The 14,723-nt window shown below is 64.8% G+C and carries 14 protein-coding genes; 6 read left to right on the top strand and 8 right to left on the bottom strand.

What is annotated here, in order from left to right; all coding sequences use genetic code 11:
- Positions 1 to 13 precede the first annotated feature (13 nt).
- Entirely contained in the window at positions 14 to 847 is an 834-nt protein-coding gene (locus K289_RS0142260) for an AraC family transcriptional regulator (protein ID WP_027556801.1), read from the bottom strand.
- A gap of 184 nt (positions 848 to 1,031) precedes the next feature.
- Here K289_RS0142260 and K289_RS0142255 point away from each other — a divergent pair, with 184 nt between their 5' ends.
- Positions 1,032 to 2,135 (top strand): mandelate racemase/muconate lactonizing enzyme family protein, encoded by a 1,104-nt coding sequence (locus K289_RS0142255; protein ID WP_027556800.1) that lies wholly within the window; start codon positions 1,032 to 1,034, stop codon positions 2,133 to 2,135.
- Positions 2,136 to 2,151: 16 nt separating this feature from the next.
- Here K289_RS0142255 and K289_RS0142250 read toward each other — a convergent pair whose 3' ends face one another.
- Positions 2,152 to 2,541, bottom strand: a complete 390-nt coding sequence (locus K289_RS0142250) for a hypothetical protein (RefSeq protein WP_027556799.1) — start codon at positions 2,539 to 2,541, stop codon at positions 2,152 to 2,154.
- Between the two features lie 184 nt (positions 2,542 to 2,725).
- Between K289_RS0142250 and K289_RS0142245 the strand changes: the two genes are divergently transcribed.
- Positions 2,726 to 2,944: a hypothetical protein gene (locus K289_RS0142245; protein ID WP_027556798.1), complete on the top strand. Its 219-nt coding sequence runs from the start codon at positions 2,726 to 2,728 to the stop codon at positions 2,942 to 2,944.
- Positions 2,945 to 3,252: 308 nt separating this feature from the next.
- On the opposite strand, the gene K289_RS0142240 is transcribed toward K289_RS0142245, so the two are convergent.
- On the bottom strand, positions 3,253 to 3,909 hold the full coding sequence (locus K289_RS0142240) for a glutathione S-transferase family protein (protein ID WP_027556797.1): 657 nt from the start codon (positions 3,907 to 3,909) through the stop codon (positions 3,253 to 3,255).
- Positions 3,910 to 4,082: 173 nt separating this feature from the next.
- On the opposite strand from K289_RS0142240, the gene K289_RS0142235 reads away from it, so the two are divergent.
- Positions 4,083 to 5,306 carry a polyhydroxyalkanoate depolymerase gene (locus K289_RS0142235; protein ID WP_027556796.1) on the top strand — a complete coding sequence of 408 codons (1,224 nt, stop codon included), beginning with the start codon at positions 4,083 to 4,085 and terminating at the stop codon, positions 5,304 to 5,306.
- A gap of 35 nt (positions 5,307 to 5,341) precedes the next feature.
- Here the strand turns inward: K289_RS0142235 and K289_RS0142230 are convergent, their stop codons facing one another.
- From K289_RS0142230 to K289_RS0142215, 4 genes are read right to left on the bottom strand one after another with little or no spacing between them, the layout of a single operon-like run.
- Positions 5,342 to 6,118: an anti-sigma factor gene (locus K289_RS0142230; RefSeq protein ID WP_027556795.1), complete on the bottom strand. Its 777-nt coding sequence runs from the start codon at positions 6,116 to 6,118 to the stop codon at positions 5,342 to 5,344.
- Positions 6,115 to 6,645, bottom strand: coding sequence for an RNA polymerase sigma factor (locus K289_RS0142225; protein ID WP_027556794.1), 531 nt, complete (start codon positions 6,643 to 6,645; stop codon positions 6,115 to 6,117). Before K289_RS0142225 ends, K289_RS0142230 begins: the two co-directional genes overlap by 4 nt.
- Before the next feature lie 40 nt (positions 6,646 to 6,685).
- A complete protein-coding gene (locus K289_RS0142220) occupies positions 6,686 to 8,140 on the bottom strand; it encodes a YncE family protein (protein ID WP_027556793.1) in 1,455 nt (484 codons plus the stop codon).
- Between the two features lie 9 nt (positions 8,141 to 8,149).
- Positions 8,150 to 8,680, bottom strand: a complete 531-nt coding sequence (locus K289_RS0142215) for a DUF305 domain-containing protein (protein WP_027556792.1) — start codon at positions 8,678 to 8,680, stop codon at positions 8,150 to 8,152.
- Positions 8,681 to 9,512: 832 nt separating this feature from the next.
- Here K289_RS0142215 and K289_RS0142210 point away from each other — a divergent pair.
- Positions 9,513 to 11,399, top strand: a complete 1,887-nt coding sequence (locus K289_RS0142210; protein WP_027556791.1) for an ATP-binding protein — start codon at positions 9,513 to 9,515, stop codon at positions 11,397 to 11,399.
- A gap of 10 nt (positions 11,400 to 11,409) precedes the next feature.
- Here the strand turns inward: K289_RS0142210 and K289_RS0142205 are convergent, their stop codons facing one another.
- Positions 11,410 to 12,435, bottom strand: coding sequence for an AraC family transcriptional regulator (locus K289_RS0142205; RefSeq protein ID WP_027556790.1), 1,026 nt, complete (start codon positions 12,433 to 12,435; stop codon positions 11,410 to 11,412).
- Positions 12,436 to 12,634: 199 nt separating this feature from the next.
- On the opposite strand from K289_RS0142205, the gene K289_RS0142200 reads away from it, so the two are divergent.
- Together K289_RS0142200 and K289_RS0142195 are read left to right on the top strand one after the other, a co-directional pair.
- A complete protein-coding gene (locus K289_RS0142200; RefSeq protein ID WP_027556789.1) occupies positions 12,635 to 13,084 on the top strand; it encodes a cupin domain-containing protein in 450 nt (149 codons plus the stop codon).
- Positions 13,085 to 13,203: 119 nt separating this feature from the next.
- Positions 13,204 to 14,697: an NAD(P)/FAD-dependent oxidoreductase gene (locus K289_RS0142195; protein WP_027556788.1), complete on the top strand. Its 1,494-nt coding sequence runs from the start codon at positions 13,204 to 13,206 to the stop codon at positions 14,695 to 14,697.
- Positions 14,698 to 14,723 lie beyond the last annotated feature (26 nt).

The raw sequence follows: 14,723 nt of genomic DNA, 5'->3' as shown, positions 1-14,723 counted from the left end.
GCCTTGCGCGGTCCTACTCCTTCACCGGCACCCAGATCTCGAAGCCGCCATTGCCGGTTGCGGGATCGAACCTCTCATCGTAGCGCTCGAAATTCGGCGCGTCGGCGGCCTTGAGGCTAGATGCCGGCAGCCACTGATTCCAGATCGTATTGACGGTGCGGCGGATCGAGGCGACGTGCTCGGTGTGGGTGAACACCGCGTAGCGCTGCTCGGGAATGCGGATGCGGCCGAAGCGCCGCGGCAGGTCGGAGAAATCGGCGACCTCGACGCCGGCGATGTAGTCGAAATTGCCGGCATCGTCGCCGTTGCAGCAGACACCGTAGGCCACATTTCCGATGCGCGCTGGAATATCGGCGACCTCCTGGTGGAAGCGCTGCCACAGGCTGGGGATGATCGCGCCGTTGTCGCAAGAGATGCGCTCGGCGGGACCGGCGACGAGGAACGCCTTGGTGGTTTCGAAACGCGGCGGCGCGAGATTGTCGAGCATGGTTGAATCCATGAGGATCGGCTCCTGAAGCTTGAGGTGGTTGATGCACGTTGCCGCCCTCACCGCTTCGGGGGTCTCACCGAAATGGTCGCGGAACGCGCGGGTGAATGCTTCGTGCGAGCCGTAGTCGGCCTCCAGCGCCAGCGACAGGATATCGGGGGCGCCTTTGGCAAGGAGACGCGCGGCCTCCGTCAGCCGCCGCGCGCGCACATAGCGCATCACCGGAAGCCCGGTTGCAGCGGCAAACGCACGCACCATGTGGAACCGCGACACGCCGCCGATCGCAGCGATCTCGTCGAGCGCCATCGGCTCGGCAAGATGGCTCTCGATATACCAGAGCGCGCGCTGGGCAGGGTTCATGACGTTTGGGCTCTCGTTCGAAGCGTGGCCATGATGCGCGCAATGCCGCCCGCTTCGCTTGATCGGCGTTGCTGTCCTTTCAGAAGGATAACGCCGGAACAGCCACTGGCAACGTCCGGGCGTTCATGGCTACACTCAAGACTTTCCGGAGACCCGCTCACGAGAAAGCAGGAGGAACCGCGTCATGAAGATCACCGATGTGCGGGTGCACCATATCCGCATCCCCTATGACGCCGGTGTCGCGAGCTTTCGCCAAGGCGCCTCCGCGATCACGGCGCTCGACATGGTGATCCTCGAGGTCACGACCGATGCCGGGCTGACCGGCTGGGGCGATGCCTTCGCCTATGTCTGTCCCCGCACCACGCGCAGTGCCGTCGAGGAGATGATTGCGCCGCAGGCCCGCGGGCTCGAGGTTCCCGATGCGGCCGGCATTCCCGCGGTCATGGAACAGATCCAGCGCAACCTGCATCTGTTCGGCCGCTACGGCATCACCATGTTCGCGATCTCCGGGCTCGATATCGCGCTGTGGGACCTTGCTGCGAAGATCAAGGGGGTGCCGGTGCATCGCCTGCTCGGAGAGGTCAGGCGCACGGCCATTCCCGCCTATGCGAGCCTGCTACGGATCGGCTCACCCGACAACATCGCCGCCGAATGCAGGAAGGCGCTCGCACTCGGCTATGGCGCCATCAAGCTGCACGAGACCACGGCGCCTGCGGTGTTTGCCGCGCGCGAGGCGATTGGCCCCGGCATTCCCCTGATGGTCGACATGAACTGCCCGCTCAGCGGCGAGCAGGCAATCGCGTTCGCGAAGACGTGTCAGGATGCGCAGCCAATGTTTCTGGAGGAGCCGGTCTGGCCGCCGGAAGATTTTGCCACGCTCGCCGACGTCCGCAGCAACGGCGGGCTCGGCGTCGCCGCCGGCGAGAATGCCTGCACGGAATATCAATTCCGTCAGATGATGACGGCGGGCGCGGTGAGCCACGCCCAGCCGTCGGTGATCAAGGTCGGCGGCATCACGGAATTTCTGAAAGTCGCGGCACTGGCCGACCAATTCGGCGTCAAGATCGTCCCGCATTCCCCGTATTTCGGACCGGGCCTGCTGGCGACACTGCATCTGCTGGCGCTGCGCGACGACGGGCTTGTCGAGATGTTCTACCTGAAGCGCGAGGCATGCCTGTGGGATGGCCGCGCCGATGTCGATGCCACCGGCCATGTCGCGGTGCCGACGGGTCCGGGGCTCGGCTTTGAACCCGATCGTGGCGTGATGGAGCGATATCGCGTCACATGATCGCGAGCCCTCGCGCCTATTTCGTCGCGTCCTTATTTCCTTCCTTGGCCGCCGGCGACGCGTCCTTCGCGGGCGGCGCATCCTGCTTCTTCTTGACGTCCTCCGCCAGCTTCGCCTGTGCGGCCTGGAGATCGCCGAGCGTTTTCTGCAAGCCGGCGACGGTGGTCTTCAGCGCGTCGATCTGGCGGTTGGCAGCGTCCAGCTTCTGCTGATGATCGAGGGTGAGCTTGGTGATCGTCTTCTGCAGGAAGTCGACATTGCTTTGCAGGCAGCTCGTGCGCCGCTCCATGGTCTTCTCGACCGTGCAGATCTCGATGCCCGGCACGTCCTGCGCGCGGACCTGCGCAGGCGCCAGCGTTGCGAGCGGCAACATCACGAAACAAATGGCAGCACTCCTGCACAGCATGCGGGTTCCCTATTAAATCGATCACAGCAATTTGCGCAGCTTGCGCCCTGTGCACTGAAGCTACCACACTGACACCGCATTCTCGCGTTGAGCTTGCTGCGTTCCCTTGGGCGGGGAGCAATGATCCGCATGCGGGGAGACGTGGATGGTTTCTTCGCGGCTTTCTTTAGGGGAGATTTTTGGAATGGCAACTCGCGAAAGACGTTTGGCGGAATTCGACGGCGCCGGAGAACCACCGCCCGGCATGCCGCTCGAAGTACTCTGCGAGGATCATAGCGGAACGTATAAATTGCCGTTCGCATGCCGTTACGTCGAGGGTCGCTGGCGCAACGACGAAGCGGGAATCGCGGTGGAAGCAACCGTCATCGGCTGGCGCCTGCCGCGCGTGAAGCAGACCGCCTGACGCCCACTGTCTCAAAATGCAACGGCGCCGCGCGCCGCCTTAACCTTCGGAACGCGGCCTGAACGAATCACGTCCGAATCAGCCGAGCGGCTCTGTACGCGCCTGTTCACGGCTAGATGTCGACAACCTCCTGCGCGCGCGTACCATATCTGCGCGACGCGCGCGCAGGCGTAAGCCGCGGCTCGCTAACAAAAGTTAATCGCTTCAGCTAATGGCACCCCCGGGCGAAGTGTCGCCGCGGGCCGGCGCGCGCCGGGAGTTTGGCCGCTGCCCCCGCCCCTGAAACGGGCAGATCCCGCGAGGCCTGCCTAATATTCGACCTCGAGCTCCTCGATCTCGGCCGGCTCCTCCCGGGCCGCGGCGATCCATTCCTGCATCTCCGCCATCGTCATGATCGTGTCGGCATAGGCCTTCAACCGCGGCTCGAGCTTGACGTCATAGGTGACGAAGCGCGTCACCACCGGCGCATACATCGCATCCGCCATGGTGCGCGTCTCGCCGAACAGGAACGGGCCGCCCGACTTCTCCAGGCAGTCCCGCCAGATGAACCAGACCCGGTCGATGTCGGCCTGCGCGCGCGACCAGATCTTGAAGCCGGGAAAATGGCCTTTCAGATTGACCGGTAACGAAGCGCGCAGCGTGGTGAAGCCGGAATGGATTTCGCCGCAGATCGAGCGGCAATGGGCGCGCTGGATGCGGTCCGCCGGCAATAGCCCGGCATCTGGCCTGAGCTCGTTGAGATATTCGGCGATCGCCAGCGTATCCCAGATCGTGGCGCCCTCGTGCCGCAGACACGGCACCAGGATCGACGACGACAGCAGCAGGATTTCGGCGCGCGCGGAGGGATCGTCGGGCGCGGTCACGATCTCCTCGAAATCGAGCCCGGAGAACTTCGCCAGCAGCCAGCCACGCAGCGACCAGGACGAGTAGTTCTTGCTGCTGATGGTCAGTGTCGCCTTCGCCATATGGCCCGTCCTCGCGCCTGAATTCCTGCCCCCGCCATGCCGTTATGCGCGGTGCCCGCACTTTGTGCTTCCCCGTATTCCACAGCAAGCGACATGCCAGTTTTCAGGGCGAATTGACTCGAATCTGGCGTCGATATTGCATGGTCGCCTGGGGTCAGGGTGGGCGTTTCAGTATGATGTCGATGTACTATCAGGCCTTTCAGAACCACATGGATCTGACGGCGCCATGGCGAGCGGGGGCCTCTTCGGCGCTCAGGTATCTCAACCTGGTACCGCAGGGCAGGTCCGACCAGATCGTCGGCCGGCTCGCCGCGGCGCTGGAGCTGATCTCGCGCTCCACCCTCACCTATGACCGTCCCGCCTATGGCATCGATCGGGTCATGGTGGGCAATCGCGAGGTCGCCGTCACCGAGGAGATCGCCTACGCCACGCCGTTCGGCTCGCTGCTGCATTTCAAGAAGCACGATGTGCCCGAGCAGCCGCGCATGCTGCTGGTGGCGCCGATGTCCGGACACTTCGCGACGCTCTTGCGCGGCACCGTGAAGACGCTGCTCCAGGACCACGACGTCTACATCACCGACTGGCACAATCCGCGCGACATTCCGCGCAGCGAAGGCCGCTTCGGGCTCGACGACTACACCGATCATCTCATCGATTTCCTCGGGCAGCTTGGTCCGCGCCCGCACATGGTCGCGATCTGCCAACCGTCGGTCTCGGCGCTCGCAGCCGCGGCGATCATGTGCGAGGACGACCACCCGTCCCGGCCGGCAACGCTGACGCTGATGGCTGGACCGATCGATACGCGCGTAGCGCCGACCAAGGTCAACGAGTTCGCCAAGAGCAAGCCGATCACCTGGTTCGAGCGCAACCTGATCAACTACGTTCCGGTGCAGTGCCGCGGCGCGCTGCGAAAGGTTTATCCGGGCTTCGTGCAGCTCACCGCCTTCGTCTCGATGAATCTCGAGCGCCACATCAAGCAGCACCTCGATCTCGCCAACCACATCGCCAAGGGCGAGAAGGACAAGGCCGAAACCATCAAGACCTTCTACGACGAGTATTTCGCGGTGATGGACCTGCCCGCCGAGTTCTACATCGAGACCGTGCGCGACGTGTTCCAGGAGCACCTGTTGCCGCTGGGCAAGCTGATGCATCGCGGCCGCGTGGTGAGCCCCCGGGCGATCAGCCGCATGGGGCTGATGACGGTCGAGGGCGAGAAGGACGACATCTGCTCGATCGGCCAGACTCTCGCGGCGCAAGACCTCTGCACCGGCGTGCGCGCCTATCGCCGCGTCCACCACATGCAGGCCGGCGTCGGCCATTACGGCGTGTTCTCCGGCAAACGCTGGAACAACGAGATCTATCCGCTGTTGCGGGATTTCGTGCACGTCAATGCGTGAGGCGCGCGCTGGCGCGCCGTCCGCGATCGCAGCGTTCAGATCGGACGGGACTGCCTGCGCACCTCGTCCGCGACGGGCCTCAACGATTGAGGAGCGGCGCGGCCCATCAGACTGTATCCCAGCCCGTCTTCGGCCCATGCGAAGCCTCCGACGTCGCCCTGCGATTGCAGCGTCATGGGTGCGTTCTGGTCCGCGCTGCTCATCGCCCGGATCAGCACGACGATCCGGCTGCCACGGTCGTCGTCATACATGAACATGGCGGCCGGACCGTGCGGGCTGGCGACAATGCGCCCTCCCATCAGCCGATAGCCCGACATGGTCAGATCCGGCGCCTTCACCGGTCGGTGCAGCCGTTCGGAGACCCACTGCACGAGTTCGGCGCTGTCGGAAGCACGAACCTCGACGGGCCGGACGCGATCCGGCGCGTAAACGCTATAGGAGGCCGCCGCCTCCTGACCGAGCGCGGCCAGTCCGCCCGGCGATGCCTGCAACGCACCATGCATGGACCAGCCACCGATGCCGCCGATGCTCAACAGCACCAGCGCCGCCGCAGCCCAACGGACGAAGGAGGGCTGTCGAGCCCGCCGCTGCTCGATGATGCGCGACAAATTGAGCGCCGCCGGCAACGGCTCCTCGGCGACAGGCGCGAGCGCCGCGCGCAACAGCTCGCGCTGGCCAGTGAAGGCGGCGACGCGCTTGGCGACATCCGGATGATCGTTCAGATAAGCGGCGACCTCGGCTTGCCGCTCCGGCTCGAGGACCCGATCCACATAGCCATGGAGATCATCTTCCGTGATCGGACGATGGCTCATTCTCTTGCGCTCCGGATTGACACGATTTTGCTTGCTTCGCCGTTCGAGGGACCCTCGAGCTCCTGCTGCAGCCTTTCGCGCGCGCGGGACAGCCGCGACATCACCGTGCCCACGGGAATGTCGAGCACTTTGGCGGCATCCGCATAGGACAGGTCCTCGACGGCGATAAGCAGCAGCACCGCCTGCTGGTCCTTGGGAAGCTTCGCGAGCTTGTTCATGACATCACGATACATCAGCTTCTGGTCCTGTGCGGCGGCCTCGCTGAAATCGTCCTCATTGCTCTCGTCGATCGGAACGTGGCTGCCGCGCGCCGCCGATTGGCGAAACTGATTGATGGCGAGGTTGTGCAGTATCGTGAACAGCCAGGCGCGGACGCTGCCATCGCGCCGCTGGTGCCAGCGGCTGACCGCACGCTCCAGGCAATCCTGGACCAGATCGTCGGCGGCCGCACGTTCGCGAACGAGCGAGCGCGCGTAGCGGCGGAGCGCGGGGATCAGCGGCTCGACCTGAACCAGCATGTCCTGCATCGCGCGCTCCGCCTGCTCCCGGCCGCCGTTCGAATGAACCTCACCGGATCTCGACCTGCACCGGCTCGCCCGGCTTCGCCGCTTCGCCTGACACAATGACCAGGTATCGCTTGTCCGTCTTGGACGTCTGGTCGACGATCTGCCGGATCGGGCCTGCGGCATTGACGATAGCAGATCCGGCCGGATTGGTCATGAAGGCAGCCAGCGGCTGCAACGGGCCGCTGCCATCTTCATGCCTGGCGAGCGCCAGCACATATTTCTGCTTGGGCTCAAGCCCCGTGACCGAAGCCTGGAGGATCTGGATCAGGCCCTGATCGAACAGCGACACGCTGGTCGGCGCCTTGCCGCCCTTTGCTCTCGCCTTCGGCGCCAGCGTGAGGTGCGCGACCTGGCCCGCGACGCCGAGGGTCTGCAGGTTCTGGCGGTCATCGGGATTGGGCGCGGCATTCGGCACATAGGCGATCGCCTGCGGCGCCTGGCCGATCGGCACATTGGCGATCACCTTGTTGGTCGCGGTATCGATCGCGGCCAGCGCATCGGCGTTCTCCAGTCCGACATAGACACGCGTGCCATCGCCCGAAGGCCATACGCCGTGCGGAAGATTGCCGACCGGGATGGTTGCGACCTGCGAGAAGTCATCCGTGCGGAACACCTTGACCTCGTTCAGCCCGCCCACCGTGACATAGGCGAACGTTCCCTTGGCCGTGTGGGCGAAATTCACGTGATTGGTGATCGGTCCGGTCTCGATCGTCTTGATCAGATCGAACGGCGGCCTGGCGTTGAACACCTGAGTCTTGCCGATGTCCTTGAGCGTGAACCACACCTGGTCGCCTTCCGGCGTGGCCGCGATGTTCGGGCAGAACGGACTTTCCTGCTTCACCGTGGCGACGATCTTGTGCTCGGCCACCGAAACGACGTCGGTCTCCGGATTGAAGGACGAGCAGATGTAGCCGTACTTGCCGTCCGGCGAGAATATCTGCATGCCCGGGCCATTCGGCGTCGTGATCCGGGTCTTCTCCTCGAAGCTTTCGGGATCCAGCACGGAGATGTAATTCTCGCCGCGTACGGTGACCCACACCTCCTTGCCGTCGGGAGTGAAGAACGCCTCATGCGGCGAGCGGCCGATATAGGTCACGTGCTTGACGGCATTGGTCGCCGTGTCGATGAAGGTCACCGAATTCGAGCCGATCGAAACCACGGCGAGCGTACGGTGATCGGGCGAATAGCCCATGCCATGGACGAGCACCTGGCCCTTGTAGAGCGGACTGAAATTGCCGGGCTGCGGATCGCCCAGTCTGATCACGCCAAGCAGCCTGTTGTCGACGGGATCCGTCACCGAAACCGTATTGGAGAACTGCTCGGCTGCATAGACGCGGTCATGATGGCTGATCGGGACATCGGGCGATTCAAGCGCGCCGGGCGCTTGTCCTGCCCATGCTGTACCGCTGGTCGCCAGCATTGTGGCCGCCAGGAAAAATGTCTTCCAGGTCTTCATGTTTGGCTCCTAGTGCTTCGTTCCGGCGGACATGTTCATTGGCATGCCCGAATGGTGATCGTGCGCCGGCGGAGGAGTGAGCTGCGGCTGGGTCGGCGCCGGCGTGGTCTCGGTCGCGGGCTCGCCGATCGCGAGCTTCATGGCCGCGATCTCCTGCATCTGGTCGACGATGATCTCCTGCGCGATACGCCGAAGCTGCTCGTTCTTGCCGTAGCGCAGCTCGATCACGGCCATGTCGATGGCGCCCTGATGATGCGGGTTCATCATCGCGACGAAATCGCGATCGATGTCGCCGGTCGGCTTCGCCGCCATGTCGTTCATCATCTTGGTCATGGCCGCATCGTTCTCCTTGAGGAATGCGCTCTCATCGGCGTTGAGCGCCGCAGCCTGGCCGGCCGGATGACTTTCGTGAGCGAGGAGCAGCGACGGAACAGCAAAGGCCACGAGCAGCCGCGCGCCGAATGCGGCTGTGGCGAGACCAGGTCGCCGAACCTTGCCGGCGAGCGCCGTCGTGAGCTTGCGAAAATTTGACCTGTGCATTCTGAACTCCGCGGGTGTTGCATGGAGGGGTGGACGTCTCGCAACGCCTGTTATTCCGTCACGGCTTCAAGATTTTCGCGGGCTCCGGTCGCGGTCATCCCAGCAGCAGGGATGAGAGCGGATCGTCGACCGGCTTTTGAGGTTGCGGCCTGAACGCGTGCGGCGCAAAAATCGGGGCCATCCTGTGGATCTGCGATCGCTCCGCGGCCCTGGTATGGACATGTCCGGGGGTAGCCGCGACAGCGGCGGGCGCGGCAAGCACACTGGCGCCAAGGGCCAGCGTCGTGAAGACCAGAACAGCACATCGTGATTTTCCAACGGTCATTTCGATTCTCCGTCCTCTGGCAACACCGAAGCGCGTTGCTTGAAGGGGAGACGTGCCGGGGCCACGTCCTATTCCGTTGGGATGACCAGAAATTCCGGAGGGCGGGGGCGCGGGTGCAAAAAGTGCAGGCGTTACAAACACTAAGCATCGCCGGCAAATCCGATCACATGAACGTCAGCGTTGCCGGCACGCACACCCGCTGTTGACGAGATGGTGAAGTCGTTCGGGAGGCGCGTGATCGGCCGAGCGCCTACGGGCGAGCGATGCGGATGCGCCGACGCTGGCCGCTGGGAGCCGCGCCTTCGGCACCGCCAATGACAAGCCCCCGCAATCCGCGCATTCCCGGATTTCGCTGCGCCGCGTGCGCGCTAAGATCCTGCAGAAGGCGCCGCCCCGTGTCAGCCTGGCAGCGCCGAAGATTGACCATCGACGGCGGTGAGCTGAGCCTGTAGCTACATTGCGTCGGCGGGGCGGCCGCTCCCGCGGCCGGAGCTTGGTATTGGGCTAATGAAACTCAGGGGCGTTCTGACGCTCGCGATGGCCTTGCAGGCTGTGGTGACCGCCGCGGCGCTGCTGGCGTCCTATGCCTTGCCTCGCACGGCCGAACCGCAAGCGTTCGGCCCCGCTCAGCTCATCGCGCTGCTCGCAAGCGGCATCATCGCGCTCCTGCTTGCGCTGTACTGCGCGCGCCGGATCGAGAGCCGGCAGAAGAAGCTCGCCGAATGGCAAATGGCCGGCGACACAGAGGCACGTCGCGCACTCGCGGAAAGCGAACGACAAACGCAAGCGGTGATCGCAACCGCGCTCGACGCCTTCGTCCAGACCGATGAGAACGGTATCGTGGTGTCGTGGAGCCCGCAGGCCGAAGCACTGTCGGGGTGGACGCGCGCGGAGGTGATCGGACGCGACGTGGTCGACCTCGTCATTGCCGAGCCGCTCCGCGATGCGTTCAGGCTGCGCGTGAAGCGGCGCATGTCCGAATTGTCGGAGGCCCCTGGCGGCATGCGCTTCGAAGTGGTCATGGTCCACAGGAACGGCGACGAGATCCTGGTCGAGGCGTCCAGCACCGGCCTGCGCCTCGACGGGCGCTACATCGTCAACACCTTCGCGCGGGACGTCACCCGCAAGCGCGCCGCCGAGGAGCAGCTGATCCAGGCGCAGAAGATGGAGGCGGTCGGTCAGCTCACCGGCGGCATCGCGCACGAGTTCAACAACATGCTCACCGTCATCACGGGCACGATAGAGATCCTCGCCGAGGCCGTGAAGAACGATCCGCATCTGTCGACCATCACGAAGCTGATCAGCGAAGCGGCCGACCGCGGAGCCGCGCTGACCTCGAGCCTGCTTTCGTTCGCAAGAAAGCAATCGCTGCTGCCGAGCGAGATCGACGTCAACGAGCTGATCGAGGAGGTGGCGAGACTCCTGCTCGCGACTTTCGACAAGACGATCGAGATAGCGATCAAGCTCGATCACGAGGTCTGGCCGGCGCTCGTCGACAAGGGGCAATTGAGCTCGGCGCTGCTCAACCTCGCGCTCAATGCCCGCGACGCGATGGCGGGCGGCGGCAAGCTCACGATCACGACGAGCAACGTCGTGTTCGGGGTGCGTGACGCTGCGGCGGCCGGCGTCGGCTATGCCGGCGACTATGTCGAAATCGCCATCACCGACACCGGCACCGGCATTCCGCAATCCAACCTCGGCAGGATTTTTGATCCGTTCTTTTCGACGAAGGAGGTTGGAAAAGGCACCGGGCTCGGGCTCAGCATGGTGTTCGGTTTCGTCAAGCAGTCCGGCGGCGGCATCAAGGTCTTCTCCGAGGAGGGCCGGGGCACGACTTTCAGGATCTATTTGCCGAAGGCGGAGACCGGCGCGCACCGCGCGACGGGCGACAGCGCGCACAGGATGGTCGGCGGGCACGAGACCATTCTCTGCGTCGAGGACGACCACGACGTCCGCAATTACGTGACGCTTCAGCTCAGGAGTCTCGGCTACAAGGTCATCACCGCCGCCAATGCGGCCGAGGCCCTCGCCATTGCCGCCGAAGGCACGCCCTTCGACCTCCTGTTCACCGACATCGTGATGGCCGGCGGCATGAATGGACAGGAGCTCGCCGAACGTCTGGTCGCCGCGCGGCCGTCATTGCGGGTCCTGCTCACCTCGGGATACGCCTACGACTCGCTGCATGCGCCGGGACGCGCCGGGCATGGCGCGCCGCTTCTGACCAAGCCCTACCGCAAGGCCGAGCTCGCGCGCATGCTGCGCCGCTGCCTCGACACCGCCGTCGATTCCGTCGGCGATCCGATCCCGCTGCCCTACTCGGTCCAGCCCGAGGTTGATCGCTTCCTGCGCAAGCAGACGTCCGACGAGAACGGCACGACGCGATCGCGAAAGTAGGCCTTCCCCGCTAGCTCATCCTCCGCCTGAGCGTCGCCGAGGGCGTCTCGCCGAATTTTGCGCGGTAGACGCCGGCCATGCGGCTCAGATGCGTGAAGCCGAGATCGAAGGCGATGTCGGTGATGGAGGCATCGGGCGCAGCTTGCGACAGGCGAGCGTGCAGATGAGCGAGGCGGATGTCGCGCAGCATCTCCGAGATCGACAGGCCGAAATGTCGGCGGAAGCCGAGCTGCAGCGCGCGGATGCCGATGCCGGACACGCAAGCGAGCTGCGCAAGCTGGAGCGGCTCGGCGGCATTGTCCGCAAGATAGTCCCGCGCCGCGCGAAGCGCGCGCGGCAGGCGTTCGGCCTGACCCGAGAACGTCGCGATCGCATCGGACAGGTCATGCCGATGGCGATTGAGAAGTTGGTCGAGCAGCGTCTCGCGCCAGTCGGCCATCGCGACCGGCGAAATCCTGCCGGATGGTCCGAGACGTTCGGCCAGCGTCATCAACGCGTCGAGCTTCACCTCGAGGCCATGTGCTGCCGGTGCGCAGAGGTCAATGACCGAGTCGAATTCGACAGCCGCGGCCGCCCGGCCAGACAGCGCCGCAGCGCGTTGCTCGACCATGCGGCGGTCGAGCAGCAGGATCGCCTGCGCGCAGTCGGTCCACACCATCCGGGTCGGGATCGTCGGCGACAACAGCGAGGCCGCCCGTCCCGGCGCGGTCGCGATCTCGCCGGCGCCGACGCGTATCCGGGCCGTACCCTGCAAGGGAATCTGAACCAGGAAGAAGCGTTCGAGGCAGCCGGGATCGATGGTGACCGATCCACCATAGCTGACATAGCTGATCGAGAAGCCGTCGAAGACCGCGCAATTGTGTCGCGCCGAGAAGCCGGACGCCCGCGCCTGCATCGGCTTGAGATCATGCGGACAGAAAATGCGCCCGACCTGCTCGGCCGCCTCGTCGACATCGGCTGTGCTGACGCGGGCGAACGCCGCGAGCCTTTCGGCACCGGACCGGCACGCGCTCATTTCCAGCTCGGCTGCGGACATCAGCGACCACGCTTCCCGTCACGGAATTGTTTTAAGCCTATAATAGTTCCCGGCCGCCGGAAAGAGCCGTGTCGCAAAATCGTCGTGCTGCACGGCGGCAGCCAAGTCCGATGCCATGCCCGGATTCGTTTAGCGGATAGACAGCGGGATGCGCGTGGCCGAAGCTCCACCCCCGCCGGAATCCATGAGGAGGCGAGCCATGACTGCACTCGAAAAGGGCATTACTGCGAACGGCACGGGCTATGGCGGCAAGAGCTGGAACATACTGGGCCAGCTCTATTTCCCCAAGGCCATCACCGACTCCACCTTCGCGTTCGAGACCAACAGCGAGCCCGGCCAGTTCGTGCCGGTGCACATCCATCCGACCCAGGACGAGTTCATCCTGGTGCAGGAGGGCGTGCTCGACCTCAAGCTTGACGGCCAGTGGGTCAAGGCCAAGGCCGGCGACCTCGTGCGCATGCCGCGCGGCATCCCGCATGGCTATTTCAACAAGTCGGACAAGCCGTGCCGCGCGCTGTTCTGGGTCTCGCCGATGCAGAAGCTGGAGGCGCTGTTCAATCAGCTTCACAATCTGACCGACCCCGCCGAGGTCGTTCGCATCTCGGCCCAGCACGAGGTCGACTTCCTGCCGCCCGAGGCCAACGACTAGGTAGCCGGCCCCGGCGTCTCTTTTCGTTTGACGGCAGGTCCACCCGGCCGCGCATTGCGCGCCGAACGTGGACTTGCGCCTCAAGGAACACCTGAAAGCCCCGATTTGCGAGCAGTCTCATGGTCAGCCCCAAGCATGTCTGCGTAATCGGCGCCGGCGTCTCCGGCCTTGCCGCCGCAAAGGCGTTCTCCACCCGCGGCCACCGCGTCACCATCATCGAGCGCAGCGGCGATCTCGGTGGCGTCTGGGAGCCGGCGCGCTCCTACCCGGAGGTGCAGACCCAGAGCCCGAAGGAGCTCTATCGCTACACCGACCGCGCCATGCCGGAAGCCTATCCGGAATGGCCGACCGGACCGCAAGTCCATGCCTATCTCACCGACTATGCGAGGAGCTTTGGCGCCGACCGCATGCTGCGGCTCAACACGGCCGTCGCCGGCATGGCGCGGCGCGCCGACGGCAAGCCGGGCTGGACCCTCGCGCTGACCGGCAAGGACGGCGCGACCACGAAAGAGGATTTCGACTTCGTCGCAATCTGCACCGGGCAGTTCAACGAGCCGCGCGAGCTGCACTGTCGCGGCGAAGGCAGCTTCCTGGACCAGGGCGGACAGATCCTGCATTCGTCGAAATACAATGACCCGCAGCTCGCGAAGGGACGCCGCGTCGTCGTGCTCGGCGGATCGAAATCGGCGACCGACATCGCGGTGAATGCCGTGAAGGCCGGCGCGCGCGACGTGACCATCGTGATGCGCGAGGCGGTCTGGCGCATCCCCTATTTCATCGGCGGGCTCGTCAACTTCAAACGCATACTCTACATCCGCGCGCAGGAGCAGATGTTTCCGGGCTGGGGCGCGAGCGCGATGGCCCGCCTCGCCCATCGTCTCGCCGCGCCCATGGTCTGGGCGAACTGGCGCGGGCTGGAAAGCCTGTTGAAGGCGCAGCTCAAGCTCAAGGCATGCGGGATGGTGCCGAAGGAGCGCATCGAGGACGGCGTCAACTGCTCGGTGCCGATCGCAACACCCGGTTTCTATCCGATGGTGGCCGACGGCCGCATCAAGGCCGTGTTCGGCAGCTTCGATCATTATGAAGGCGACACCATCGTGATGAGCGGCGGCGAACGCGTGCCGGCCGATGTCGCGGTGCTCGCGATCGGCTACAAGCTCGGCGTGCCGTTCCTGCCCGCGGCGTATCAGGAGAAGCTGGTCGATGCGGACGGGCAGTACCGGCTCTATCGCCTGATCGCCAATCCCGATCTGCCGGAGCTCGGCTTCGTCGGCTTCAACTCGTCGTTCTGCACCGTGCTCTGCGCCGACCTCGCCGCCAACTGGCTGGTCCGCTACGCCGACGGGCAGCTTGCGCGCCATCCGACGGCTGAGCAGATGCGCGACAACATCGAGATGATGCTGCACTTCAAGCGCGTCGAGCGGCCGGCCGCGGGCGTCTATGGCGGTCTCTGCGTCGCGCCCTATCACTATCGTCATTTCGACGAACTGATCGCCGACATCGGCGCGAAGGAGCACAAGCGCAGCGGCCTCGCCGAACGCTTCCTGCCACCGGACGCGGATGCCTATGCGAGGTACCTCGCCTCGGCGCCGGATTACCGGGCAGTGGCGTGAATTGCGGCTGAGCGGGATTTTGCATC

Source organism: Bradyrhizobium sp. Cp5.3, assembly GCF_000426265.1.
Lineage (GTDB): Bacteria > Pseudomonadota > Alphaproteobacteria > Rhizobiales > Xanthobacteraceae > Bradyrhizobium > Bradyrhizobium neotropicale.
This window is presented reverse-complemented; position numbering and strand designations above follow the sequence as displayed.

Bases quoted from the DNA above. Each gene is read 5' to 3' on its own strand.
- K289_RS0142260 (WP_027556801.1), bottom strand. From the start codon at position 847: ATGAACCCTGCCCAGCGCGCGCTCTGGTATATCGAGAGCCATCTTGCC.
- K289_RS0142255 (WP_027556800.1), top strand. From the start codon at position 1,032: ATGAAGATCACCGATGTGCGGGTGCACCATATCCGCATCCCCTATGAC.
- K289_RS0142250 (WP_027556799.1), bottom strand. From the start codon at position 2,541: ATGCTGTGCAGGAGTGCTGCCATTTGTTTCGTGATGTTGCCGCTCGCA.
- K289_RS0142245 (WP_027556798.1), top strand. From the start codon at position 2,726: ATGGCAACTCGCGAAAGACGTTTGGCGGAATTCGACGGCGCCGGAGAA.
- K289_RS0142240 (WP_027556797.1), bottom strand. From the start codon at position 3,909: ATGGCGAAGGCGACACTGACCATCAGCAGCAAGAACTACTCGTCCTGG.
- K289_RS0142235 (WP_027556796.1), top strand. From the start codon at position 4,083: ATGATGTCGATGTACTATCAGGCCTTTCAGAACCACATGGATCTGACG.
- K289_RS0142230 (WP_027556795.1), bottom strand. From the start codon at position 6,118: ATGAGCCATCGTCCGATCACGGAAGATGATCTCCATGGCTATGTGGAT.
- K289_RS0142225 (WP_027556794.1), bottom strand. From the start codon at position 6,645: ATGCAGGACATGCTGGTTCAGGTCGAGCCGCTGATCCCCGCGCTCCGC.
- K289_RS0142220 (WP_027556793.1), bottom strand. From the start codon at position 8,140: ATGAAGACCTGGAAGACATTTTTCCTGGCGGCCACAATGCTGGCGACC.
- K289_RS0142215 (WP_027556792.1), bottom strand. From the start codon at position 8,680: ATGCACAGGTCAAATTTTCGCAAGCTCACGACGGCGCTCGCCGGCAAG.
- K289_RS0142210 (WP_027556791.1), top strand. From the start codon at position 9,513: ATGAAACTCAGGGGCGTTCTGACGCTCGCGATGGCCTTGCAGGCTGTG.
- K289_RS0142205 (WP_027556790.1), bottom strand. From the start codon at position 12,435: ATGTCCGCAGCCGAGCTGGAAATGAGCGCGTGCCGGTCCGGTGCCGAA.
- K289_RS0142200 (WP_027556789.1), top strand. From the start codon at position 12,635: ATGACTGCACTCGAAAAGGGCATTACTGCGAACGGCACGGGCTATGGC.
- K289_RS0142195 (WP_027556788.1), top strand. From the start codon at position 13,204: ATGGTCAGCCCCAAGCATGTCTGCGTAATCGGCGCCGGCGTCTCCGGC.